Origin of the sequence: Lysobacter antibioticus (genome assembly GCF_000731095.1) — a bacterium.
GTDB lineage: Bacteria > Pseudomonadota > Gammaproteobacteria > Xanthomonadales > Xanthomonadaceae > Lysobacter > Lysobacter antibioticus_B.
The window spans coordinates 67,030-88,866 of sequence record NZ_JMTZ01000038.1 but is presented as its reverse complement, the minus strand read 5'-3'; the positions used below and the strand labels follow the sequence as shown (position 1 = coordinate 88,866).

21 protein-coding genes are annotated in these 21,837 nt (G+C 67.5%); 20 read left to right on the top strand and 1 reads right to left on the bottom strand.

All coding sequences use genetic code 11. The features are described 5' to 3' along the window. The first annotated feature begins 3 nt into the window (after positions 1-3). Positions 4-222, top strand: coding sequence for an MbtH family protein (locus tag EX88_RS0112965; RefSeq protein ID WP_031372417.1), 219 nt, complete (start codon positions 4-6; stop codon positions 220-222). Between the two features lie 148 nt (positions 223-370). On the opposite strand, the gene EX88_RS0112960 is transcribed toward EX88_RS0112965, so the two are convergent. Continuing rightward, positions 371-1,660, bottom strand: coding sequence for an MFS transporter (locus tag EX88_RS0112960; protein ID WP_051885072.1), 1,290 nt, complete (start codon positions 1,658-1,660; stop codon positions 371-373). Positions 1,661-1,994: 334 nt separating this feature from the next. On the opposite strand from EX88_RS0112960, the gene cyoA reads away from it, so the two are divergent. The 19 genes from cyoA to EX88_RS0112865 all read left to right on the top strand — a co-directional run bounded on the left by cyoA (position 1,995) and on the right by EX88_RS0112865 (position 21,793). After that, positions 1,995-3,059: a ubiquinol oxidase subunit II gene (cyoA, locus tag EX88_RS0112955; RefSeq protein WP_051885071.1), complete on the top strand. Its 1,065-nt coding sequence runs from the start codon at positions 1,995-1,997 to the stop codon at positions 3,057-3,059. A gap of 102 nt (positions 3,060-3,161) precedes the next feature. After that, on the top strand, positions 3,162-5,138 hold the full coding sequence (cyoB, locus tag EX88_RS0112950) for a cytochrome o ubiquinol oxidase subunit I (RefSeq protein WP_200875841.1): 1,977 nt from the start codon (positions 3,162-3,164) through the stop codon (positions 5,136-5,138). Next, positions 5,131-5,766 (top strand): cytochrome o ubiquinol oxidase subunit III, encoded by a 636-nt coding sequence (gene cyoC / locus EX88_RS0112945; protein WP_031372413.1) that lies wholly within the window; start codon positions 5,131-5,133, stop codon positions 5,764-5,766. Before cyoB ends, cyoC begins: the two co-directional genes overlap by 8 nt. Continuing rightward, a complete protein-coding gene (cyoD, locus tag EX88_RS0112940) occupies positions 5,763-6,158 on the top strand; it encodes a cytochrome o ubiquinol oxidase subunit IV (protein WP_031372412.1) in 396 nt (131 codons plus the stop codon). The genes cyoC and cyoD overlap by 4 nt, the downstream gene beginning before the upstream one ends. Positions 6,159-6,503: 345 nt before the next feature. Then, complete coding sequence (locus EX88_RS0112935) at positions 6,504-7,283, top strand: SURF1 family protein (RefSeq protein WP_051885070.1); 780 nt, start codon at positions 6,504-6,506, stop codon at positions 7,281-7,283. Positions 7,284-7,301: 18 nt separating this feature from the next. Beyond that, on the top strand, positions 7,302-8,627 hold the full coding sequence (locus EX88_RS0112930) for an ATP-binding protein (protein ID WP_235186269.1): 1,326 nt from the start codon (positions 7,302-7,304) through the stop codon (positions 8,625-8,627). Continuing rightward, complete coding sequence (locus tag EX88_RS0112925) at positions 8,617-9,192, top strand: response regulator transcription factor (protein ID WP_051885069.1); 576 nt, start codon at positions 8,617-8,619, stop codon at positions 9,190-9,192. The genes EX88_RS0112930 and EX88_RS0112925 overlap by 11 nt, the downstream gene beginning before the upstream one ends. A gap of 311 nt (positions 9,193-9,503) precedes the next feature. Then, positions 9,504-10,913: a sigma-54-dependent transcriptional regulator gene (locus EX88_RS23765; RefSeq protein WP_081930935.1), complete on the top strand. Its 1,410-nt coding sequence runs from the start codon at positions 9,504-9,506 to the stop codon at positions 10,911-10,913. 355 nt (positions 10,914-11,268) lie between these two features. Beyond that, positions 11,269-11,544: a hypothetical protein gene (locus EX88_RS0112915; protein ID WP_057918042.1), complete on the top strand. Its 276-nt coding sequence runs from the start codon at positions 11,269-11,271 to the stop codon at positions 11,542-11,544. Positions 11,545-11,548: 4 nt separating this feature from the next. Further along, positions 11,549-12,136 (top strand): DUF4255 domain-containing protein, encoded by a 588-nt coding sequence (locus EX88_RS0112910; protein WP_031372406.1) that lies wholly within the window; start codon positions 11,549-11,551, stop codon positions 12,134-12,136. Continuing rightward, entirely contained in the window at positions 12,133-13,053 is a 921-nt protein-coding gene (locus tag EX88_RS0112905; protein WP_031372405.1) for a hypothetical protein, read from the top strand. Before EX88_RS0112910 ends, EX88_RS0112905 begins: the two co-directional genes overlap by 4 nt. Positions 13,054-13,119: 66 nt before the next feature. Then, positions 13,120-15,030, top strand: a complete 1,911-nt coding sequence (locus EX88_RS0112900; RefSeq protein ID WP_031372404.1) for a phage tail sheath subtilisin-like domain-containing protein — start codon at positions 13,120-13,122, stop codon at positions 15,028-15,030. 15 nt (positions 15,031-15,045) lie between these two features. Next, positions 15,046-15,498, top strand: coding sequence for a phage tail protein (locus tag EX88_RS0112895; RefSeq protein WP_031372403.1), 453 nt, complete (start codon positions 15,046-15,048; stop codon positions 15,496-15,498). Positions 15,499-15,503: 5 nt separating this feature from the next. Continuing rightward, positions 15,504-18,437: a phage tail sheath C-terminal domain-containing protein gene (locus EX88_RS0112890; protein ID WP_031372402.1), complete on the top strand. Its 2,934-nt coding sequence runs from the start codon at positions 15,504-15,506 to the stop codon at positions 18,435-18,437. A gap of 2 nt (positions 18,438-18,439) precedes the next feature. Further along, positions 18,440-18,901, top strand: coding sequence for a phage tail protein (locus tag EX88_RS0112885; protein WP_031372401.1), 462 nt, complete (start codon positions 18,440-18,442; stop codon positions 18,899-18,901). Between the two features lie 19 nt (positions 18,902-18,920). After that, positions 18,921-19,793, top strand: a complete 873-nt coding sequence (locus EX88_RS0112880) for a hypothetical protein (protein WP_200875839.1) — start codon at positions 18,921-18,923, stop codon at positions 19,791-19,793. Between the two features lie 11 nt (positions 19,794-19,804). Continuing rightward, positions 19,805-19,981 (top strand): hypothetical protein, encoded by a 177-nt coding sequence (locus EX88_RS26540; RefSeq protein WP_161786121.1) that lies wholly within the window; start codon positions 19,805-19,807, stop codon positions 19,979-19,981. An 18-nt stretch (positions 19,982-19,999) separates the two neighbouring features. Further along, positions 20,000-21,067, top strand: a complete 1,068-nt coding sequence (locus EX88_RS0112870) for a phage late control D family protein (protein WP_031372399.1) — start codon at positions 20,000-20,002, stop codon at positions 21,065-21,067. Positions 21,068-21,070: 3 nt separating this feature from the next. Further along, entirely contained in the window at positions 21,071-21,793 is a 723-nt protein-coding gene (locus tag EX88_RS0112865; RefSeq protein ID WP_031372398.1) for a phage baseplate assembly protein V, read from the top strand. The last annotated feature ends 44 nt before the right edge of the window (positions 21,794-21,837 follow it).

Below are 21,837 nucleotides of genomic sequence, written 5' to 3'. Positions count from 1 at the left end.
GATATGAGCAATCCCTTCGACGATCCCAACGGCAGCTTCCTGGTCCTGGTCAACGACGAGAACCAGCATTCGCTGTGGCCCGAATTCGCCGAAGTTCCGGCCGGCTGGCGCAGCGTGCACGGCCCCGGCGCGCGCCAGGCCTGCCTGGACTACATCGAGACGAACTGGACCGACATGCGTCCGGCCAGCCTGATCAAAGCGCAGGAACAGCACGCGCATTGAAGGACGCGCGCGATCGGACGCTCCGGCCACCGGCCGGATGCGTCGCGATCGCGAGTGGCGAAAGAATGAAACGACGACGGGCCGACCCGACGGTAAGCGGTCGGCCCGCACGACGCGCCCCGGACGACGCGTCGGAATACGCAGCGGTTTAGCTGCGCAGCTTCAGGGCGCGGTTGACGCCCAGCGCCGCCAGGGTGCAGATCGCGCCCGACAGCAGGTACACGCCGACGAAGGCCAGGCCGAAGTGCGCGCACAGGCCCAGCGCCACCAGCGGCGCGAACGCGGCGCCGATCAGCCAGGCCAGGTCCGAGGTCAAGGCCGCGCCGGTGTAGCGATACTTGGAGCCGAAGTTGGCGGTCACCGAACCGGCGGCCTGGCCGTAGGACAGGCCGAGCAGGATGAAGCCGATCAGGATGAACACGTCCTGGCCCACTTCGCCGGACCCGAGCAGCGTCGGTGCGAAACCGCTGAACATGGCGATCGCCGCGGCCAGCGCCGCCAGCGTGCGCGGGCGGCCGTAGCGGTCGGCGATCACGCCCGATACCACCATCGAGCCGCAGGCCAGCAGCGCGCCGACGATCTGCACGCCGAGGAACTGGCTCACCGACTGGTCCGAATACAGCAGGATCCACGACAACGGGAAGATCGTGACGATGTGGAACAGCGCATAGCTGGCGAGCGCGGCGAAGGCGCCGATGACGACGTGGCGGCCCTTCTGCTGGAACAGCTCGACCACGTCGGTGGGTTCGAGTTCGTGTTCGCCGAGTTCGCGCTCGTACTCGTGGGTCACGACCAGGCGCAGGCGAGCAAACAAGGCGACGACGTTGATCGCGAACGCCGCGAAGAACGGATAGCGCCAGCCCCAGTCGAGGAAGTCGCTCGGCGCCAGGCTGGTGTTGAGATAGGCGAACAGACCGGCGGCGATGATGAAACCGGCCGGCGCGCCGAGCTGGCCCAGCATCGCGTACCAACCGCGGCGGTGCTTCGGCGCGTTGAGCGCGAGCAGCGACGGCAGGCCGTCCCAGGAACCGCCGAGGGCGATGCCCTGGCCGACCCGGAACAGCGACAACAGCGCGATCGAGAGCACGCCGATCTTGCCGAAACCGGGCAGGAAGGCGATGCCGGCGGTGCAGGTGCCGAGCAGGAACAGCGCGACGGTGAGCTTGGTGCTGCGGCCCCAGCGGCGCTGGATCCACATGAAGGTCACGGTGCCGATGGGGCGCGCGACGAACGCCAACGCGAAAATCGCGAACGACCACAGCGTGCCTTCCAGGCGGCCCAGGAACGGGAAGAACACCGTCGGGAACACCAGCGCCGAGGCGATGCCGTAGACGAAGAAGTCGAAGTACTCCGAAGCGCGGCCGATCACCACGCCGACCGCGATGTCGCCGGGCGCGACCTCGGCATGCGAACCGGTGTCGTGCACCGAAACGGTCATGGAGGAATCCGGGTTTGCGTGATTTGGCGTATGCATCGTCGATTCGGTGGTGGGCGCCGCGGCACGGTCGTGACGACCGGGCCCGGACACTGTGCCTAAACAGGCGGGTACGTTCAGTTAAAGCGCGTCCGACGGCGACGGAACCGGAAACGACGCCCCAGGCCCCAAATGCGGCAAAGGACGAGCGCCCGGCTACCGGGACGACGCTAGCTTCCCACCACCGGCGCGGCGCTGCCATAGGACAAAACGTCCAATCGTCGTCACAGTCCTGCGCCTCTACAGTGCGCGCATCGCCGCGACTGCCGCGGCCTCGATCGTGCTGCTTGCTCCTTAGATGACCGCCATCGAACCCCTGCTCCGCCCGTCCCTGCTCCGCCGCCTGTTGATGGCCGCGGCCATCCTGCCGCTGGCCGGCTGCAACACGATCTTGCTGAACGCGCCCGGCGACGTCGCCGCGCAGCAAGGCGACCTGATCGTGGTGTCGACCGTGTTGATGCTGCTGATCATCGTGCCGGTGATCGCGCTGACCCTGTATTTCGCCTGGCGTTACCGCGCCTCCAACACCAAGGCCACCTACAAGCCTGACTGGGATCATTCGACCCAGCTCGAGCTGCTGATCTGGGCCGCGCCGCTGCTGATCATCATCGCGCTCGGCGCGATCACCTGGATGAGCACGCACACGCTTGATCCCTATCGCCCGCTCGACCGCATCGCCAAGAACCGTCCGGTGCCGGCCGACGTGAAACCGCTGGTGGTCGAGGTGGTGGCGCTGGACTGGAAGTGGCTGTTCCTCTATCCCGAGCAGAACATCGCCACGGTCAACGAACTCGCCGCGCCGGTCGATCGCCCGATCCAGTTCAAGATCACCGCCTCCACGGTGATGAACTCGTTCTACATCCCGGCGCTGGCCGGACAGATCTACGCCATGCCCGGCATGGAAACGCAGTTGCACGCGGTGATGAACAAGCCGGGCGACTACGAAGGCTTCTCGGCCAACTACAGCGGCGCCGGTTTCTCGCACATGCGCTTCCGTTTCCACGGCCTCGATCAGGCCGGCTTCGATGCCTGGGTGGCGAAGAATCGCGCCAGCGGTGCGACGCTCGAGCGCGCCGGCTACCTGGAACTGGAAAAGCCCAGCGAGAAGGAACCGGTGCGCCGCTACGCCAGCGTCGCCCCCGGCCTGTACAAGGCGATCCTCAACCGCTGCGTCGACAGCAGCAAGATGTGCATGGACGAGATGATGGCCATCGACGCCGGCGGCGGCCTCGGCCTCAACACCGATGCGCTCGCGCCGCGCCGCAAGGGCGACCTGCGCGGCGGCCCGGTGGTGACCTCGGCGATGTGCCTGACCGAACCCTCGGCCGGCTCGCCCCTGGGCGTGGCCACGCTCGCCCCCTGACCTGTTTCGTAAACGCATTCACCGGGCGCGCCGAACGCGCGCCGAGTCCGCCCGCGGACTTCTGGAGTCGAGATGTCTGACCAATCCAACCTCGCCACGCTGATCTTCGGCCGGCTTACCTGGGACTCGATCCCGCTGCACGAACCGATCCTGATCGCGACCTTCGCCATGGTCGTGCTGGGCGGCCTTGCCGTGGTCGCCGCGATCACCCGCTACAAGCTCTGGGGCTATCTCTGGAACGAGTGGTTCACCAGCATCGATCACAAGAAGATCGGCATCATGTACATCGTGCTGGGCCTGATCATGCTGATGCGCGGCTTCGCCGACGCGATCATGATGCGCCTGCAGCAGGCGATGGCGTTCGGCGACAACGCCGGCTACCTGCCGCCCGAACACTACGACCAGGTCTTCACCGCCCACGGCGTGATCATGATCTTCTTCGTGGCCATGCCGCTGGTCACCGGCTTCATGAACTACGTCGTGCCGCTGCAGATCGGCGCGCGCGACGTCGCGTTTCCGTTCCTCAACAACTTCAGCTTCTGGATGACCGCCTGCGGCGCGGCCCTGGTGATGGTCTCGCTGTTCGTCGGCGAGTTCGCCAAGACCGGCTGGCTGGCGTATCCGCCGCTGTCGGGCATCGCCTACAGTCCCGGGGTCGGCGTCGACTACTACATATGGGCGCTGCAGATCGCCGGCGTCGGCACCTTGCTATCGGGCATCAACCTGATCGCGACCATCGTCAAGATGCGCGCGCCGGGCATGAGCATGATGAAGATGCCGGTGTTCACCTGGACCTCGCTGTGCACCAACGTGCTGATCGTGGCGGCGTTCCCGGTGCTCACCGCGGTGCTGTTGCTGCTCTCGCTCGACCGCTACGCCGGCACCAACTTCTTCACGAACGATCTGGGCGGCAACCCCATGATGTACGTGAACCTGATCTGGATCTGGGGCCACCCGGAGGTCTACATCCTGATCCTGCCGTGCTTCGGCATCTTCTCCGAGATCGTCTCGACCTACAGCGGCAAGCGCCTGTTCGGCTATGCCTCGATGGTCTATGCGACGGTGGTCATCACCATCCTGTCCTACCTGGTGTGGCTGCACCACTTCTTCACCATGGGCTCGGGCGCCAGCGTCAACTCGTTCTTCGGCATCACCACGATGATCATCTCGATCCCGACGGGCGCGAAGATCTTCAACTGGCTGTTCACCATGTACCGCGGCCGCATCCGCTTCGAGGTGCCGATGCTGTGGACGATCGGCTTCATGGTCACCTTCACCATCGGCGGCATGACCGGTGTGTTGCTGGCGGTGCCGCCGGCCGACTTCGTCCTGCACAACAGCCTGTTCCTGATCGCTCACTTCCATAACGTGATCATCGGCGGCGTGCTGTTCGGCCTGTTCGCCGGCATCAACTTCTGGTGGCCCAAGGCCTTCGGCTTCAAGCTCGACCCGTTCTGGGGCAAGTGCTCGTTCTGGTTCTGGATCACCGGCTTCTTCTTCGCCTTCATGCCGCTGTACGTGCTCGGCCTGATGGGCGTGACCCGGCGCATGAGTCACTTCGAGGACCAATCGCTGCAGATCTGGTTCGTCATCGCCGCCTTCGGCGCGGTGCTGATCGCCATCGGCATCGCCTGCATGTTGATCCAGTTCGTGGTCAGCATCCGCCGCCGCCACGAGCTGCGCGACGAGACCGGCGATCCCTGGCAGGGCCGCACCCTGGAGTGGTCGACCTCCTCGCCGCCGCCGGATTACAACTTCGCCTTCACCCCGGTGGTGCACGACAACGACGCCTGGCACGACATGAAGCAGCGCGGTTACCAGCGTCCGACCTCGGGCTTCCTGCCGATCCACATGCCCAAGAACACCGCCGCGGGCGTGGTCATCGCAGGGCTCAGCACGCTGTGTGCGTTCGCCCTGATCTGGCAGATGTGGCTGGTCGCCGGCCTGTCCTTCGCCGCCATGCTGGTCGCCGCCATCGTCCACACCTTCAACTACAAGCGCGACTACTACATCCCGGCGGAGCAAGTGACCGCCACCGAAGCCAAGCGCACGCAACAACTGGCCGCCGCCCATGTCTGACGCCCACGCCATCGCCACCCACACGCCCGACGGGCGCCCGGTCTTCTTCGACCTCAAGGGCAAGCACCATCCGGAGAACGGCACCCTGCTCGGGTTCTGGCTCTACCTGATGAGCGACTGTCTGGTGTTCGCCTGCCTGTTCGCGGTCTACGGCGTGCTGGGCCGCAGCTACGCCGCCGGCCCGTCCGGCGCCGACCTGTTCGACCTGCAACTGGTCGCGATCAACACCTCGATGCTGTTGCTGTCGTCGATCACCTATGGCTTCGCGATGATCGCGATGCAGAAGCGCAAGATCGCCGCGGTGCAGGGCTGGCTGGCGATCACCGGCTTGTTCGGCCTGGCCTTCATCGGCTTGGAACTGTACGAGTTCGCCCACCTGATCCATGAAGGCGCCGGCCCGCAGCGCAGCGCGTTCCTGTCCTCGTTCTTCGCCCTGGTCGGCACCCACGGCCTGCACGTCACCTTCGGCATCGTCTGGCTGGTCACCTTGATGGTGCAGGTCGGCAAGCACGGCCTGACCGCCGAAAACCGCCGCCGCCTGCTGTGCCTGTCGATGTTCTGGCATTTCCTCGACGTCGTCTGGATCGGCGTCTTCACCTTCGTTTACCTGATGGGAGTGCTGCCGTGACCGAGCCCACCACTCACGCCGCGCACGATCATGGCCACGGCCATGACGACCACGACGACGGCGCCCACGGCAGCGTCGGCAGCTACACCATCGGCTTCCTGCTGTCGGTGGTGCTGACCGCGATTCCGTTCTGGCTGATCATGGCCAAGGTGATCCCGAACTCCGGCACCGCCGCCTTCGTGGTGCTGGCCTTCGCCGTGGTCCAGATCGTCGTGCACATGGTGTATTTCCTGCACATGAACACCAAGTCGGAGGGCGGCTGGAACATGCTCGCGCTGATCTTCACCCTGGTGTTGGTGGTGATCCTGCTGGCCGGTTCCTTGTGGGTCATGCACCACCTCAACGTCAACATGATGCCGATGGCACCGCACGACATGCGCAACATGCCTTGATTCGGGATTCGGGATTCGGGATTCGGGATTCGGGATTCGGGATTCGGGATTCGGGAATCGGGAATTGGGAATCGGGAATCGGGAATTGGGAATTGGGAATTGGGAATCGGGAATCGGGAATCGGGAATCGGGAATCGAGTTTCGGGTCTTCGGTTCTCGCCGTGTTCTTTTTGCCCGTCGTTCCCGCGAAGGCGGGAACCCAGGGTTTCACCGCGACATGACTCTGAAGTCTCGGGATCCCCGCCTTCGCGGGGATGACGGATGAGGAGTACGTAGGCCGCTGCACGAGCTTGAAATCGAGCAACACCGAACGCCCTATCGGCGATCCATGAAGAGGCCCCGACCATGACCGCGAACACCGCCAAGCGCCCGCGCAGCCGCTTCGCCCTGGCGGTCCTGTCGTCGGTCTTTCTAGCCGCCTTCCTCGGCCTGATCGCCCTCGGCGGCTGGCAGGTGCAACGCCGCGCCTGGAAGCTCGATCTGATCGAACGCGTCGAAACGCGCGTACATGCGCCGCCGGGCGCGGCGCCCGGGCCGGCCGATTGGCCCCAGGTCTGCGCCGCCCGCGACGAATATCGCCACGTCCAGCTCGAAGGCCGTTATCTGGGCGGAAAAGACAGCCTGGTCCAGGCCGTGACCGCGATCGGCCCCGGTTTCTGGCTGATGACTCCCTTCCAGACCGACGCCGGCCCGATCGTGCTCGTCAACCGCGGCTTCGTCCCGGGCAAGCGCGAAGCCGCTGCCGCGGCCGCTTCGGCCGACACCCGGGTCACCGGCCTGCTGCGCCTCAGCGAACCCGGCGGTGGCTTCCTGCGCAAGAACGCGCCGCAGCAGGATCGCTGGTACTCGCGCGACGTGGCCGCCATCGCCGCCGCCCGCGGCCTGCAGCGCGTCGCGCCCTACTTCGTCGACGCCGACCGCCACGACGAGCCCCCTGTCGCCGCCAACGCCGAGCCGGCCTGGCCGGTCGGCGGACTGACGGTGATAAAGTTTCCCAACAACCATCTGGTCTATGCGCTGACCTGGTTCGGGCTGGCCCTGATGGTCGCTGCCGCCGCATGGCGGGTGGCGCTGGAAGAACGTCGGCGCCGTCGCGCCGCCGCGTCGCTCGACGACATCCGCTGAGGGCCGCCGATGCAGGATTTGCCGCTACCCCGCACGCTCGACGCCGAAGCGCCCGCCTCGACGGCCTCGCGCGACAGCGCCGGGGTCAAGAACATGCATCAGCTGATCCAGTTGCGCTGGATCGCGGTGATCGGCCAGGTCGCGACCATCGTCTTCGTCCATTTCGCCTTCGGCATCGCCCTACCGCTGGCGCCGATGGCGATCGTCTTGGCCTGCCTGGCCGCGTTCAACCTGGTCAGCCTGCTGCGCTGGCGGCACCGCGAGAAGGTCACCAACGGCGCCCTGTTCCTCGCCCTGCTGGTCGACGTGGTCACCCTGACCGCGCAGCTATACCTGAGCGGCGGCGCCGCCAATCCGTTCGTGTTCCTGTACCTGCTGCAGGTCGCGCTGGCCGCGGTGTTGCTGCGCTCGTGGGCGAGTTGGGCGGTGGTGTTCGCGACCAGCGCCTGCTTCATCGCCCTGACCATGTTCGCCGGGCCCGTGGTGATTCCGGCCGACCCGACCCGCGGCCTCGCCGACCCTTACGTCCAGGGCATGCTGCTGTGCTTCGTCCTCAACGCCACCTTGCTGGTGGTGTTCATCACCCGCATCGGCCGCATCCTGCGCGCCCGCGACGCGCGCCTGGCCGACCTGCGCCAACGCGCAGCCGAGGAAGAGCACATCGTGCGCATGGGCCTGCTGGCCTCGGGCGCCGCGCATGAGCTCGGCACGCCGCTGGCGACGCTGTCGGTGATCCTGGGCGACTGGCGGCGCATGGCGCCGTTCACCGAGCAACCCGAGTTGCTGCAGGAGCTCGACGAGATGCAGACCCAGCTGCATCGCTGCAAGACCATCGTCACCGGCATCCTGCTCTCCGCCGGCGAAACCCGCGGCGAAGCCCCGGCCGAGACCACGGTCGGCGCCTTCCTCGACGAACTGGTCGACGAGTGGCGAACGACCCGCCCGGTGCGCGGATTCGATTACGCCAACGGTTTCGGCGAAGATCTGCCGATCATCTCCGACTCGGGCCTCAAGCAGATGATCTGCAACGTGCTCGACAACGCCCTGGAGGCCTCGCCCGACTGGATCGGCCTGGAAGCCTCGCGCGACGACGACCGCCTGGTGCTGAAGGTCAGCGACATCGGCCCCGGCTTCGCCCCGGCGATGCTCTCGCACTTCGGCAAGCCCTATCAGTCGAGCAAGGGCCGCCCCGGCGGCGGCCTGGGCCTGTTCCTGGCCCTCAACGTCGCCCGCACCCTCGGCGGCAGCATCACCGCGCAGAACCGCAGCCCGCGCGGCGCCATCGTCGCGATGACCCTGCCGCTGTCGGCGCTGACCCTGGTCGAGGCCGCCGATGAGCCCTGATCTCAAGAGTGAAGATCCCGGCCCGCCCCGGGACGCACCGCGCGAACTGCTGATCGTCGAAGACGATGCGGCCTTCGCCCGCACCCTGACCCGCTCGTTCGAGCGCCGCGGTTATCTGGTGCGCAACGCAACCGACCTCGGCGAAGTCGATGCCCTGCTGCGCGAACACTCGCCCGGTTTTGCGGTGGTCGACCTCAAACTGGCCGGCGGCGACTCCGGCCTGGCCTGCGTGCAAGCCCTGCACGCCCACGACCCGGACATGCTGATCGTGGTCCTGACCGGCTACGCCAGCATCGCCACCGCGGTCGAAGCGATCAAGCTCGGTGCCTGCCACTACCTGGCCAAACCCTCCAACACCGACGACATCGAAGCCGCCTTCGGCCGCGCCGGCGGCGACGCCACGGTCGAACTGACCGAGCGCCAGACCTCGATCAAGACCCTCGAGTGGGAGCGCATCCACGAGATGCTCGCCGAAACCGACTTCAACATCTCCGAGACCGCCAGGCGGCTGGGGATGCACCGAAGGACCCTGGCGCGGAAGCTGGGGAAGCATCGGGTTAAGTAGATCGAGCACGGAACTCGCTGACGAGCCCGGCCAATTATTCAATCGTTATCAATACCTTGAAGCGATAACTTCGCCTCTGCATCGGTGCGTCCGGGATCCTCTTCTGGCTCGGAGCGAGACGCTACCGCCGGTCGGAATCCCCCCGATGTTACGTAAACGAACACCCCCACCGTGACCGGCGCGGGGATGGCGCCGCGTTGATCGTCCTGCAACACCTCGAAAACCTCCGGCTTGGCCTGGCGCCCCACGGCGCCGCGCCGTGGTCGGTTGCGCGGGTATCTGGCGGACTGTCCCGGTCATGGAGGCGTGCGATGGAAGTCCCCCGATGGGCCGTGGTTCCGCTCGCAAGCGCGCCTGCAGAAGCGCGCGACGTGCGCGAGGTGCTCGCGGCGTTGTCGTGTTGCGCCTCGGTCGAGCTGTCGCCATCGGGTTATCTGCAGGCGGCGATCCAAAGCGCGGACGGCATCGTCCTGGTCCCGGGCCTTGACGGGCTGGCGACGATTCCCGAGTCGATCGCCGCGATCCGGCACGAGCGTCCGCAATTGGCGATCGTGGTGGCGACCCGCGATGCCGGAGACAGCGAGCTCGATGCCCTGATCCTGGCCGGCGCCTCGGACTTCGTATCCCTGCCCTCGACCGTGTCGGAATGGCGGGTGCGCCTGCATCGTGCGCTGCACACCGCTGCGGCGCCTTGCCGCGGCGAGCCGGTACAGGAGGAGGAACCGCACATCCGCGGTTTCGTCCACGGCAGCAAGGTCTGCGCGGCGATCGCGGCGCGTCTGCCGACCCTGGCCCGCTGCGACGCCAGCGTGTTGATCACCGGCGAGACCGGCACCGGCAAGGAGGTCTGCGCGCAGGCCATCCATTACCTGTCGATGCGCGCCGACCGCCCCTGGGTCGCGGTCAACTGCGGCGCCATACCGGTCGAGCTGGTCGAGAACGAACTGTTCGGCCACGTCAAAGGCGCCTATACCCATGCCCACAGCGCCTGCCCGGGCCTGGTGCGCGAAGCCGAGGGCGGCACCCTGTTTCTCGACGACGTCGACTGCCTGCCGCTGTCGGCGCAGGCCAAGCTGCTGCGCTTCCTGCAGGAACGCGAATACCGGCCGGTCGGCTCCAACACCGTCCATCACGCCGACCTGCGGGTGATCGCCGCCAGCAACTGCAATCTGTGCACGCTCTCGCAGAGCGGCGGCTTCCGACAGGACCTGTATTACCGCCTCAACGTCCTCAACATCACTCTGCCGCCGCTGCGGCAACGGCCGGAGGACGTGCCGATCCTGGCGCGCCACTTCGCCGCCCATTTCGCCCGCGAATTCGGCCGCGCGCCTGCCGGTTTCTCCTACGGTGCGCTCGAACGGCTGCTGCGCCACGATTGGCCCGGCAACGTGCGCGAGCTCAAGCACGTGATCGAGCGCGCGGTGCTGTTGTCGAGCGGCCAGGTGCTGGTCGCAGAAGACATCGAGATCGAACCGGCCTCGCCCGACCTGCCCCTGCCGCGCTCGTTCGGCCTGGCCGCCGATTCGTTCCGGGCGGCGAAACAACGCGTGGTCGAAGACTTCGAGCGCGGCTACGTCGAGCACCTGCTCGCCGCGCACGCCGGCAACGTCACCCACGCCGCGATGGCGGCCAAGAAGGACCGCCGCGCCTTCTTCGAGCTGATGCGCAAGCACCGCATCGAACCCAAGCGCTTCCGCGCGTTCGAGTCGCAGCTCACCTGATCGCAGCGCTATCCGCGACGGCGACGGCAACCGCCGTGCCCGCGGCATCGTCGCGCCTGCATGTACGGCCGAACGGGTCTCCCGGATATGCGCCGTTCGACGAAGCGGTCGGCCTGTCCGTGCGCTCACAGGACAAAGCCACGCACTGCGCGGACAAAAACATCCTGGCTGCGCAGGCTTGAAAACACGGCGTTTGCGGCCGGCTATGTGACGGCCGTCGGGTTCGCGCCCGGATCAAAACATCCGCCCTCGCTCGCCGTGCCGCATCGATAACGCCCACTGCGCAAGCGTTTGCGTCATCCATCGCCGTTGGCATCGCTCTTGCATTGATCTGGTGCGCAGAGGGTCGATCGCGATGGACGAAAGCTCCGCGGTATCGGCATGTGTGAAGGCATTGGCCAGCTATATGCGAGCCAATCCGCACGCGTGCGATACCGCCGAAGGCATCCATCGCTGGTGGTTCGGAAGCGAGCACGAGGTCGCCATGGACGAATTGCAGGAGGCGCTGGACTGGATGAAACGCTGCGGGGTGATCGAGGAGACCGTGGCGGCCGACGGCCGCAGGCGCTACCGGCGGCTCGCCGGCGATGCGCTGCTCGGCGCTTTGCTGACGCAACGGCGCGGAGACTGAGGCCATGGCGAACTACCGCGCCATCGCAGCCACCAGTACCGCACTGGCCGGTCTGCTGCGCGATCGCTATCCGCGCGACGAATTCGGCGCCGGCCTCGACATCAGCCTGTACCAGGCGCGCGACTTCGAGTCGCCGATGCAGGACGGCTTCTCGATCTACCTGTTCCGCGTCGCCGTCAACGGCGCCATGCGCAACCTGACCCTGCGCCGTTCGCCCGACGGCCGTCGCTATCGTCCGTCGCTGCCGCTCGACCTGCACTACATGATCACGCCCTGGGCGCAGGACAGCGAACGCCAGCAGCGCATGCTCGGCTGGGTGATGCGCTTGATGGAAGACACCAGCGTGCTCAGCGCCGGCCATCTCAATCACTACATGCCCGAAACCGACACCTTCGGCGCGCAGGAAGGCATCGAGGTGGTGTGCGACCCGCTGTCGCTCAACGACTATCTGACCCTGTGGGATCGCCTGCGGCGCCTGCCGTCCTCGGCGACCTATGTCTTGCGCATGGTGCTGATCGATTCCGACGTCAGCGTCGACGACGCCGCCGCGGTGCAGAGCCGCCGCTTCGAAGTGCACGAGGCGATCACGTGAGCGCGGTCCTGTTCGAACTCGAAGTGCTGCAACGCAATGCCACGCTGGGCCTGCGTTTCTGGGACATGGCGACGGCCAGCTCGGTCATCGACGGCCTGGTCGTCGAGGTCTACCCACGCAGCGCCCCGAACGCGCGCAAACGCGCCCTGCCCAATCCCAGCGGCATCTACGTGGCGCATCGGGTCAGCGGCCTGATCGATTTCGAGTTCGACCAACGCGAACCGGTCGAACAACCCTGGATCGATGCGTTGAACGCGTCGCCGCCGGCCTCGGGCTACCGCATCGAAGTCAGCGACCCGTTCGGCCGCTTTCTGCCGTTGGCCTTCGATGCCGAATTGCCTGCACGCGGGCTGTTCACCTGGCTGGCGCCATGGATCTCGCCGCCGCAGCCGCTCGCCCTGCCCGGCACGGCCTCGTCGCCGCCGCAGTTGCTGATCGAACGCATCCCGCTGTTCTCGGCGCCGAGCCGCCCCCTGCCGCAACCGCTCGCCGTGACCTATGCGCAGTTGCGCGAGGCCGGCACCCAGCGCGTGCCGGCCTGGAGCCTGCTCGCGGTCGACATCGACGGCGCGCCGCGCGGCATCGGCATGGCCGACCGCGACGGCCGGGTAGCGGTGATCTATCCCTACCCCGAGCCGCCGCGCACGCCGCTGTCGTCGCCGCCGGAAGCGCGCAGCGATTTCCGCTGGACGATCGAGCTCAGCGCGTTCTGGTCGCCGGCCTCGCCGCCGATCGAAGCGCCCGCCGTACCCGATCTCGCCGACGTGCTGGCGCAACTGGCCACGCCGTGCACGGTGATCGATTCGCTGTCGTCGCCGGCGCCGCCCCGGCGCCTGGAGTACCGCCGGCCGATGACGGCCAGAACCGAAGGGCAGCCGGCGGCGGACGCTTCCTGGCTGTTGGTATCCACCGCATGACCGCGCCGCGCCACTACGCCGACACGCGCGCCAAGACATGCGCCGTCTTAGGCAAGGAGAACTGCTATGTCTGAGTACCTGGCTCCCGGTGTCTTCGTCGAGGAAGTCTCCTTCCGCGCGAAATCGATCGAGGGCGTGAGCACCACCACCACCGGCTTCGTCGGTCCCGCCCGCTACGGCCCGCTCGACATCGAGCCGGAAATCGTCACCAGCCTGGTCGAGTTCGAACGCACCTACGGCGGTCGCGACAAACTGGTGTTCCAGGACGCCGGCGAAGTCGACAACTACCTCTGGCACGGTGTGCGCGCCTTCTTCGAGGAAGGCGGCAAGCGCCTCTACGTCAGCCGCGTGTTCACCCCTATCGACGCGACCGACGAACGCCCGGGCTGCGCCCGCGGCGGCCTGCCCGGCAGCCCCTCGTCGATGATGGTGTACGCGCGCTTCCCCGGTCGCGCCGGCAACGCACGGGTCGGCTTCACCTTCAACGTCGGCCAGAGCCTGCTCTCAGACGTCGACGGCGTCACTTTCGCCAACTCGCTGCAATCGCGCGACGTGGTGTGGATCCGGCCGCGCGCCGGCGCGCCGTCGCCGGCGGTCGAGGACGGTTATTACCTCGCCCTGTGGGATGCGGCCAACGAAAGCTGGGCCTTCGTCTCCAGCGGCGACGACATCGGCACCGCCGAGGCCACCCTGACCGACCTCAGCGCCGCCAACTACGAGCTGCGCGTGGTCACCGTAACGGTGGTCGTGCAGCCGCTCGGCGGCGGCGACGCCTTCGTCGCCCCCGACCTGCCGCTGGACCCGCTGCACCAGCGCGCCGGTTCGCCGGATTCGCTGTTCGCGTATTTCGCCGAGTTCCCGGCCAGCCTCAGCCGCGCCCGCACCCTGCCGATCGTGATCCGCGCCGAAGACGTCGCCGCCATCGGCACCGGCACCGAATTGCTCGGCGCCTTCTTCGATGCCGACCCGAACGCGTCGCTGTCGCCGCCGGCGGGCTTGCGTGCGGCCATGCAGAACTCGCAGAGCACGCCGGCCGAACGCAGCCTGGCGATCCTGATCGACGACGGCGACGACGGCCTGCGCCCGTTCGCGTCCGCCTACGAGGGCGAGGTCGACAGCGCCGACCGCAAGACCGGCCTGCGCCAGTTCGAGGACCTGGAAGACATCTCGATCGTCGCCGCGCCGGGCTCGACCTTCGGCTACGGCGCCGGCTATGCGACCCATGCGCCGTCGATCGTGCGCGCCCTGATCCGCCACGCCGAACGCATGAAGTACTGCATCGCCGTGCTCGACAGCGGCGACAACCAGGCGATCAGCGAAGTGCGGGCGATGCGCGCCCAGCTCGATTCCAAACACGCCGCGCTGTACTACCCCTGGGTGCGCGTGCTCGATCCGCTGACCCAGCGCGAGACCCATATGCCGCCGTCGGGCTTCGTCGCCGGCATCTACGCCCGCAACGACGTCAACCGCGCGGTCTACAAAGCGCCGGCCAACGAGGTCGTCAACCTGGCCCTGGGCTTCGAGCGCTTCCTCAACAAGGCGCAGCAGGAAGTGCTGAACCCGGAAGGGATCAACTGCTTCCGCTATTTCGAAGGCCGCGGCATGCGCCTGTGGGGCGCGCGCACGATCAGTTCCGACCCGGAATGGAAGTACGTCAACCTGCGGCGCTACTTCGCCTATTTGGAGCGCTCGATCGACAAGGGCACGCAGTGGGCGGTGTTCGAGCCGAACGGCGAACAGTTGTGGGCCAACGTGCGCCGCACCATCGAGGACTTCCTCCTCAACGAATGGCAAAGCGGCGCCTTGCTCGGCGACAAACCGGAGAAGTCGTATTTCGTCAAATGCGACCGCTCGACCATGTCGCAGAACGATCTCGACAACGGCCGCCTGATCTGCTTGATCGGCGTGGCGCCGCTGCGGCCCGCCGAGTTCGTCATCTTCCGCATCGGCCAGTGGACGGCCGACCGCAAAGTCTGATCGGAGAGCAACGTCATGGCCACCCTTCGCGACCGCCCGTACGTGCAGTTCAATTTCCTCGTCGACCTGGGCGACGGGGTCACCGACGGGCCGCAGGCCGGGTTCCAGGAGCTCAGCGGCATCGGCATGGAAGTGACCGTGTCCGAATACCGCACCGGCAACGCCAAAGAAAACAGCGTGATGAAGATCACCGGCATGAACAAATCCACCGACGTGACGATGAAACGCGGCGTGATCGGTTCGCTCAACCTGTACCAATGGCTCGACCAGATCCGCAACGGCGACCAGAAGGCCATGCGCACGGTGACGATCCATCTGCAGAACGAGGACCACACCCAAATCGTGCAGACCTGGAAGCTGTTGCGTGCGCGGATCATCAAACACACCAGCGGGCCGTTCAACGCCAAGGGCACCGATGTGGCGTTGGAAGAGCTGACCCTGTCCTACGAACGGCTCGAGATGGAGTGAGGATCGTGGCGAACGCGCGCCGGCTGCCGGGCATCCAGGTCGACGTGGCTCCGCCGCTCGCGGCGGAGGCGTTGCCGCGCCTGGACGTGGCGGTGTTCGTCGGCTTCGCCTCGACCGGCCCGCTGCACCTGCCGGTCGCGGTCGAAAGCGCGGCGCAGTACGCGACCGTGTTCGGCGCCGACGCGGCACTGGCCTGGGACGAACGCCGCGGCGAGCGCGTGCATGCGCATCTCGGCCCGTCGGTACGCGCCTTCTTCGCCAACGGCGGTCGCCGCTGCTGGGTGATACGGGTGGCGCGCAGCGCCGAGATGGAACGCGTGCGCGCCGAGGTCGACGCCGACGCCGATCCCTCGCTCGCGGTCGCCGACGGCAACCGCTTCGCTCTGTCCGGAATGCTGTCCATCGCCACGGCCGGCGGCGAGGCCGAACCGGCCATCGTCGCGACGCGCTGCGAAGGTTCCTGGTCGGATCCATTGCGCGTCAGCGTGTCGGTGCAGTCGCGCGGTTTTGCCCTCGACGCCTGGTCCGGCGTCGATTCGCCGGCTTCGGGCCGATACGAATTCCTGACCCGGCAAGCACTGCGCGGCGGCGACCTGCTGCAGTTCGGCCGCAGTGTCGGCGATTGCGCCTATGCCCAGGTCGAGGACGTCGCCGCGGGCGCGACACCGGCGGCGCCGTACCAGGTCTCGGTGCGTATGCTGGCCGCGTTCGAACGCATCGTCGCCGAGCCCTCGCCGCCGGGCGAGCTTGCCGGTGTCGCCCACCTCGCCGGTCTGGAACTGCCGCTCGCGGCGACTCTACTGGCGCCGCCGAGCTTCGGCAGCGAACCCGATTCGGCCGCCGAACCCGCACCGTTTGCCTTGCGCTTCGACGAGCCGCTGCCCGAATCCGCCTTCGAGGTCGGCGCCTGGGTACGTTTCGATGCCGCCGGCGCGGTCCACTGGTTGCGCATCGACGAAGCCGACCGCGCGCCGAACCTGTCAGCGAGCCCGCCGTCGGCGACGACCTTGCAGGTGCTTGCGACCGTGCATGGGCCAGCCTGGCGCAGCGCCGATCTCGCCACCGCGCCGCTCGGCACGGTGGCCTCGGCGCAAGTGTTGGAAATCGAACTGCTTGCGACCTCGGAGAACGGTCCGCAAGCGCGGCTGCGCCAGTTGGCGTTGACGCCGAGCCGGCCCGGCAACTTCTGGGAACTGCAGCGCGACGGCGAGTTCTATCGCGTGCACGACGATCTCGCCGCCGCGGCGCCGGCGCAATTGCAACGTTTTCCATTGGCGCCCGACGAAGCGCCATTGCCCTTGGCCTGGCTGCCGCTCGGTGCGAGCGGTCTGTTCGGCGCGGCGGTCGGCCCGCTGCACCGCGAGCAGACCGCGCTCGAACGCGATGGCCTGGCAGCGTTCGACAGCGGATTGTTTCTCGACCCGGAACTCGCCGACGACGGCGTCGACGCCCTGCTCGCGCACGCCGACGACATCCGCCTGATCCGCGAGCAGACGCGCCCGCTGTACGGGCTGCACGCCGTGTTCGGCATCGGTGCCGGCGGCTTGTTCAACGAGGCCAGCCTGATCGCCGTGCCCGACGCCATCCACTGCGGCTGGCAACGGCGCGGCGCAGACGACCCGGAACCCGCGCAAGCGCCACCCGTGACGACGCCGGCGCATTGGCGCGCGCATCGCGGCGCCTGCCTGGCGACGGTGCCGGCCGACTCCGTCTTGGCAACACCCGATTTCGGCCGCTTCCTCGATTGCGGCACACGCCTGATCGAAGCGCCGCTGCTCGACGGCCCCGATGCGCCGATGCCGCCCGGCACCTATCGCTTGAGCTGGACCGAGAGCGAGCCCGGTGCGGTCTATGCCCTGTTCGAGGCCGGCAGCGCCGATTTCAGCGACGAGCGCGAGATCTACCGCGGCGCCGACGGCGAGTACGTGGCGATGAGCCAACGTGAAGGCCTGTATCACTATCGCGTGTTCGCCTGGGTCGGCGACGAAAGCAGTCAGGGCTCCAACCCGGTCACGGTGCGCGTGCGCGCCGACGACTGGGAACAGGTGGCTCCCGAATCGGCCGGCGACCTGCACGAGGCCGACTGGCTCGAGGTGCATCGGGCCAGCCTGCGCTTGGCCGCGGCCTGCGGCGATCTGTTCGCGATGCTGTCGATGCCGCGCCATTTCCGCACCGCTCAGGCCCTGCGCTACACCCAGCGCTTGCGCGCCGTGCGCACGCCGACCGATCAAGCCGGGCCGAGCGATCCGCACGCCTTCGGCTTCGACGAAGCCCGCGCTCTGAGCTACGGCGCCCTGTACTTCCCCTGGTTGCAATCGGACGCGCGCGCGAGCGGCGCCGACAACGCCGGTCAACGCCCCTTGCGGGTGGTGCCGCCGGACGGCGTCTCGGTCGGCGTGCTGTCGAAGCGGGCCTCCATGCGCGGCGCCTGGATCGCCGCCGCCAACGAACCGATGAAGGATGTGGTCGCATTGACCCCGCCGATCGCCGACAGCGACCGCCAGGCGCTGCAAGACGCGCAGATCAATCTGCTGCGCAACGATCCGCGCGGCTTCTTCGCCCTGTCCGCCGACACCCTGGCCCTGGACGAAGCGCTGCGGCCAATCAACGTGCGCCGCTTATTGATCCTGCTGCGGCGCATGGCGCTGCGCCACGGCACTCGCTACGTGTTCGAGCCCAATGGGCCGGTGCTGTGGCGTTCGGTGCAGCGCGGCTTCGACTTGCTGCTGACCGATCTGTTCCAACGCGGCGCCTTCGCCGGCGCCACCGCCGCGCAGTCCTTCCGCGTGGTCACCGACGAGGGCGTCAACACGCCGCAGTCGGTCGACGCCGGCCGCTTCGTGGTCGAACTGCGGGTGGCGCCGTCGCTGCCGATGCGTTTCATCGCCGTGCGCCTGGCCCAGAACGGCGAGCGCCTGGCCGTGATCGAGGAGCTCTGAGCATGGCCGCCCAGCCCTACCCGTTCACCAATTTCAACTTCGCCGTCGAGATCAACCGCGGCGACGACGCCAAGCCGCTGGTCAATGCCGCGTTCGCCGAATGCGACGGCCTGGAAGTGAACATGGAAGTGAAGACCATCCGCGAAGGCGGCGCCAACGACCGCCAGATCCGCCTCAACGGCATGGTCAGTTACGGCCAGCTCACCCTCAAGCGCGGCATGACCGAAAATTTCGACCTGTGGCGCTGGTTCAAGGACAGCGTCGCCAACCCGCGTTTGCGCGCCAATGCCGAAGTGGTGCTGTTCGCCGCCGACGGCAGCACCGTGCGCGCGCGCTTTCAGCTCTCGCGCTGCGTCCCGGTCAAGCTCAAGGCGCCGGCGCTGAACGCGCGCGACGGCCAGGTGGCGATCGAGGAACTGCAGGTGGCCTACGAGACCCTGGCCCTCAAGGAGCTCGACGCATGAAACGCGCGGAGGCCACGTCATGAGCCTGGAAAAAGCCCAGCTGATCGAACTCGACCAGAGCTTCGCCAACGAGAAATCGGGCGGGCGCAAGGTCGCGGTGCAGTTCAATCCGGAAACGCTGAAGGTCACCTTCGCCAACCAGATCGTGCAACCGCAGGGCGGCGACCAGGCCGCCGGCAACGCCGGCCGTCAGTTCGTCGGCGCCGGCACCACCAAGCTCGCGCTGCAGTTGTGGTTCGATGTCACCGCGATGGAGAAGGACGCGGTCGACGATGTCCGCCGCCTGACCCAGGACGTGGTCTATTTCATGACCCCGCAGAAGTCCGAAGAAGACCCGAAGAAACTGTCGCCGCCGGGGCTGCGCTTCCACTGGGGCACGTTCCTGTTCGACGGCATGGTCGAGGGCATGGAAGAAACCCTCGAGTTCTTCTCGCCCGACGGCAAGCCGCTGCGCTCCAGCATCACCATGACCCTGTCGCAGCAGAAGATCCTCGAAGCCAAGTTCGAGGGCGAAGGCAAGGTGCCCAACCAGCCCGGCCAGGCGCCGTTGAAGAGCGCCAACGAGGGCGACTCGCTGCAATCGATGGCCGGCAAGAGCGGCAAGCCGGACTGGCAGGGCATCGCCTCGGCCAACGGCATCGAAGACCCGCTGCGCATGTCACCGGGCCAGTTGGTCGATCTCAATCTTTCCGCCGGCGCTTCGATCGGCGGCGGTGTCGGCATCGGCGTCGGTGTCGGCATAGGCGTCGACGCGGGCATCGGCGGCAGCGCCTCGGTCGGCGCCGGTTTCGGAGCCGGCATCGGCGGCAGCGTCGGTGTCGACGCCGGTGCCAGTGTCGGCCTCAACGCATCCCTCGGCGGCAGCGCCGGCGGCTCGATCTCGTTCGGATAAGGACCACCGCCATGGCCGTAGTCATCAACGAATTCGAAGTGTTGGCCGAGCCGCGACCGGCGGCGAAGTCCGATGCGAACAGCGGCGCCAAGTCCGAGGGCGAGGCGCCGGAGAAGCTCGAACCGCGCGACGTGCAGATGGCCTTGCGCTACATCGACCAGCAATCCCTGCGCGTCTGGGCGCATTGACGGAGCCATAGCCAGCCCATGGGCGATACCGCGACATTGCCGATCAAAGCTTCGCGTCCGTCGGTGGAAATCGACGGCAAGCGCGAGGCCACGCTGACCAGTTCGCTGATGTCGCTCGACATCGTCGAGTCCGAGGCCGGCCTGGCCCGCTGCGAGCTGGTGTTCGGCAACTGGGGCGGCCCGGACAAAGGCGGCTTCCAGCACTTCGGCCGCGACCTGCTCGAGTTCGGCAAACCGCTCACCATCAAACTTGGCGACGGCAAGTTGTTCGAGGGCCGCATCAGCGCGCTGTCGGCGAAGTTCCCCGACGGCGGCACGCCGCAGATCGGCGTCTGCGCCGAAGATCGTCTGCAAGACCTGCGCATGACCCGGCGCACCCGCGCCTTCGCCGACGCCAGCCTCGCCGACATCCTGCGCAGCATCGCCGGCGACCACGGCCTGCAGGCGCAGGTCGACGTGCAAGGCGAAACCTACAAATTACTGGCCCAGGTCAACCAGAGCGACCTGGCCTTCCTGCGCGACCTGGCCCGGCGCGAAGACGCGCAGATCTGGGTCGAGGGCACCCAGCTCAAGGCCGCGCAACGCGCGCAACGCAACGGCCAGTCGCTCGAGCTGTCCTGGGCCGGGCCCTTGCGCGAGTTCGAAGTCTGCGCCGACCTTGCCCATCAGCGCACGCGCCTGGTCGGCGCCGGCTGGAGCGTCGCCGACAAGCGCGTGGCCAAGCACGAGGCCGATGAAGCCGCGATCCGCGCCGAACTCAACGGCGGCCCCAGCGGCGCCGAGACCCTGCAACAGGCCTTCGGCGCACGCGTCGACGCGCTCGCCCACGGCCTGCCGAGTTCCGACGGGGAAGCGCGCGCCTTGGCCGAAGCCAGCTTCCGCCACATGGCGCGGCGCTTCATCACCGGCCACGGCGTGGCCGAGACCAAGGATGCCCTGCGGGTCGGCACCAAGCTGAGCATCAAGGGCGTGGGGCCGCTGTTCGAAGGCGACTACACCGTGACCGAAGTGCAGATCCGCTTCGATCCCAAACTGGGCGTGCGCACCGAATTCTGGTGCGACCGGCCCGCGATCGGACGGGGCTGAACCATGCGCATCGTCGAGCTGCCGCCGTTCGAACAACTGCTGAGCGAACGCCTGCCGAGCGGCTGGGGCGGTCGCTGGTACGGCGTGCTGGTGGCGCTGGTCACCGACATCAAGGACCCCGACAACCAGGGCCGCGTGCAGATCACCCTGCCCTGGTCGCCCGACGCCAGCGGCCAGCGCTACGAAGGATGGGCGCGGCTGGCGACGATGTTCGGCGGCAACAACCGCGGCAGTTGGTTCGTGCCCGACGTCGACGACGAAGTACTGGTCTGTTTCGAACACGGCGACCCGCGCCGCCCCTACGTGATCGGCGGCCTCTGGAACGGCCGCGACCAGCCGCCCGAGTCGATGGACGGCGCCGGCAATAACTACAAGAAAGTGCTGCGCTCGCGCAACGGCGTGAAGATCACCCTCGACGACCAGGACGGCCGCGAACAACTGGTGCTGGAAACGCCCGGCGGCCAAAGCTTCACCCTCAAGGACGGCCCCGGCGCGGTCGAGATCGAAGACAGCAACGGCAACTCGGTGAAACTGGAAATGTCCGGCATCACCGTCACCGCCGCGGCCAAGGTCACCGTCAACGCCAGCCAGGTCTCGGTCAGCGCCGGCATGGTCACGGTCGACTCGGCGATGTCGCGTTTCTCCGGCGTCGTGCAAGCCGACACGGTGATCTGCAACAGCATCATCAGCGCCTCCTACACCCCAGGCGCGGGGAACATCTGGTGAAGCCGATGACCGCCACGCGCCGAGCTCGCCCGCCATACCCGCGG

Coding starts and splice junctions, on each gene's coding strand:
- EX88_RS0112965 (WP_031372417.1), top strand. CDS start 4: ATGAGCAATCCCTTCGACGATCCCAACGGCAGCTTCCTGGTCCTGGTC.
- EX88_RS0112960 (WP_051885072.1), bottom strand. CDS start 1,660: ATGACCGTTTCGGTGCACGACACCGGTTCGCATGCCGAGGTCGCGCCC.
- cyoA (WP_051885071.1), top strand. CDS start 1,995: ATGACCGCCATCGAACCCCTGCTCCGCCCGTCCCTGCTCCGCCGCCTG.
- cyoC (WP_031372413.1), top strand. CDS start 5,131: ATGTCTGACGCCCACGCCATCGCCACCCACACGCCCGACGGGCGCCCG.
- EX88_RS0112935 (WP_051885070.1), top strand. CDS start 6,504: ATGACCGCGAACACCGCCAAGCGCCCGCGCAGCCGCTTCGCCCTGGCG.
- EX88_RS0112925 (WP_051885069.1), top strand. CDS start 8,617: ATGAGCCCTGATCTCAAGAGTGAAGATCCCGGCCCGCCCCGGGACGCA.
- EX88_RS23765 (WP_081930935.1), top strand. CDS start 9,504: ATGGAAGTCCCCCGATGGGCCGTGGTTCCGCTCGCAAGCGCGCCTGCA.
- EX88_RS0112915 (WP_057918042.1), top strand. CDS start 11,269: ATGGACGAAAGCTCCGCGGTATCGGCATGTGTGAAGGCATTGGCCAGC.
- EX88_RS0112910 (WP_031372406.1), top strand. CDS start 11,549: ATGGCGAACTACCGCGCCATCGCAGCCACCAGTACCGCACTGGCCGGT.
- EX88_RS0112900 (WP_031372404.1), top strand. CDS start 13,120: ATGTCTGAGTACCTGGCTCCCGGTGTCTTCGTCGAGGAAGTCTCCTTC.
- EX88_RS0112895 (WP_031372403.1), top strand. CDS start 15,046: ATGGCCACCCTTCGCGACCGCCCGTACGTGCAGTTCAATTTCCTCGTC.
- EX88_RS0112885 (WP_031372401.1), top strand. CDS start 18,440: ATGGCCGCCCAGCCCTACCCGTTCACCAATTTCAACTTCGCCGTCGAG.
- EX88_RS0112880 (WP_200875839.1), top strand. CDS start 18,921: ATGAGCCTGGAAAAAGCCCAGCTGATCGAACTCGACCAGAGCTTCGCC.
- EX88_RS26540 (WP_161786121.1), top strand. CDS start 19,805: ATGGCCGTAGTCATCAACGAATTCGAAGTGTTGGCCGAGCCGCGACCG.
- EX88_RS0112870 (WP_031372399.1), top strand. CDS start 20,000: ATGGGCGATACCGCGACATTGCCGATCAAAGCTTCGCGTCCGTCGGTG.
- EX88_RS0112865 (WP_031372398.1), top strand. CDS start 21,071: ATGCGCATCGTCGAGCTGCCGCCGTTCGAACAACTGCTGAGCGAACGC.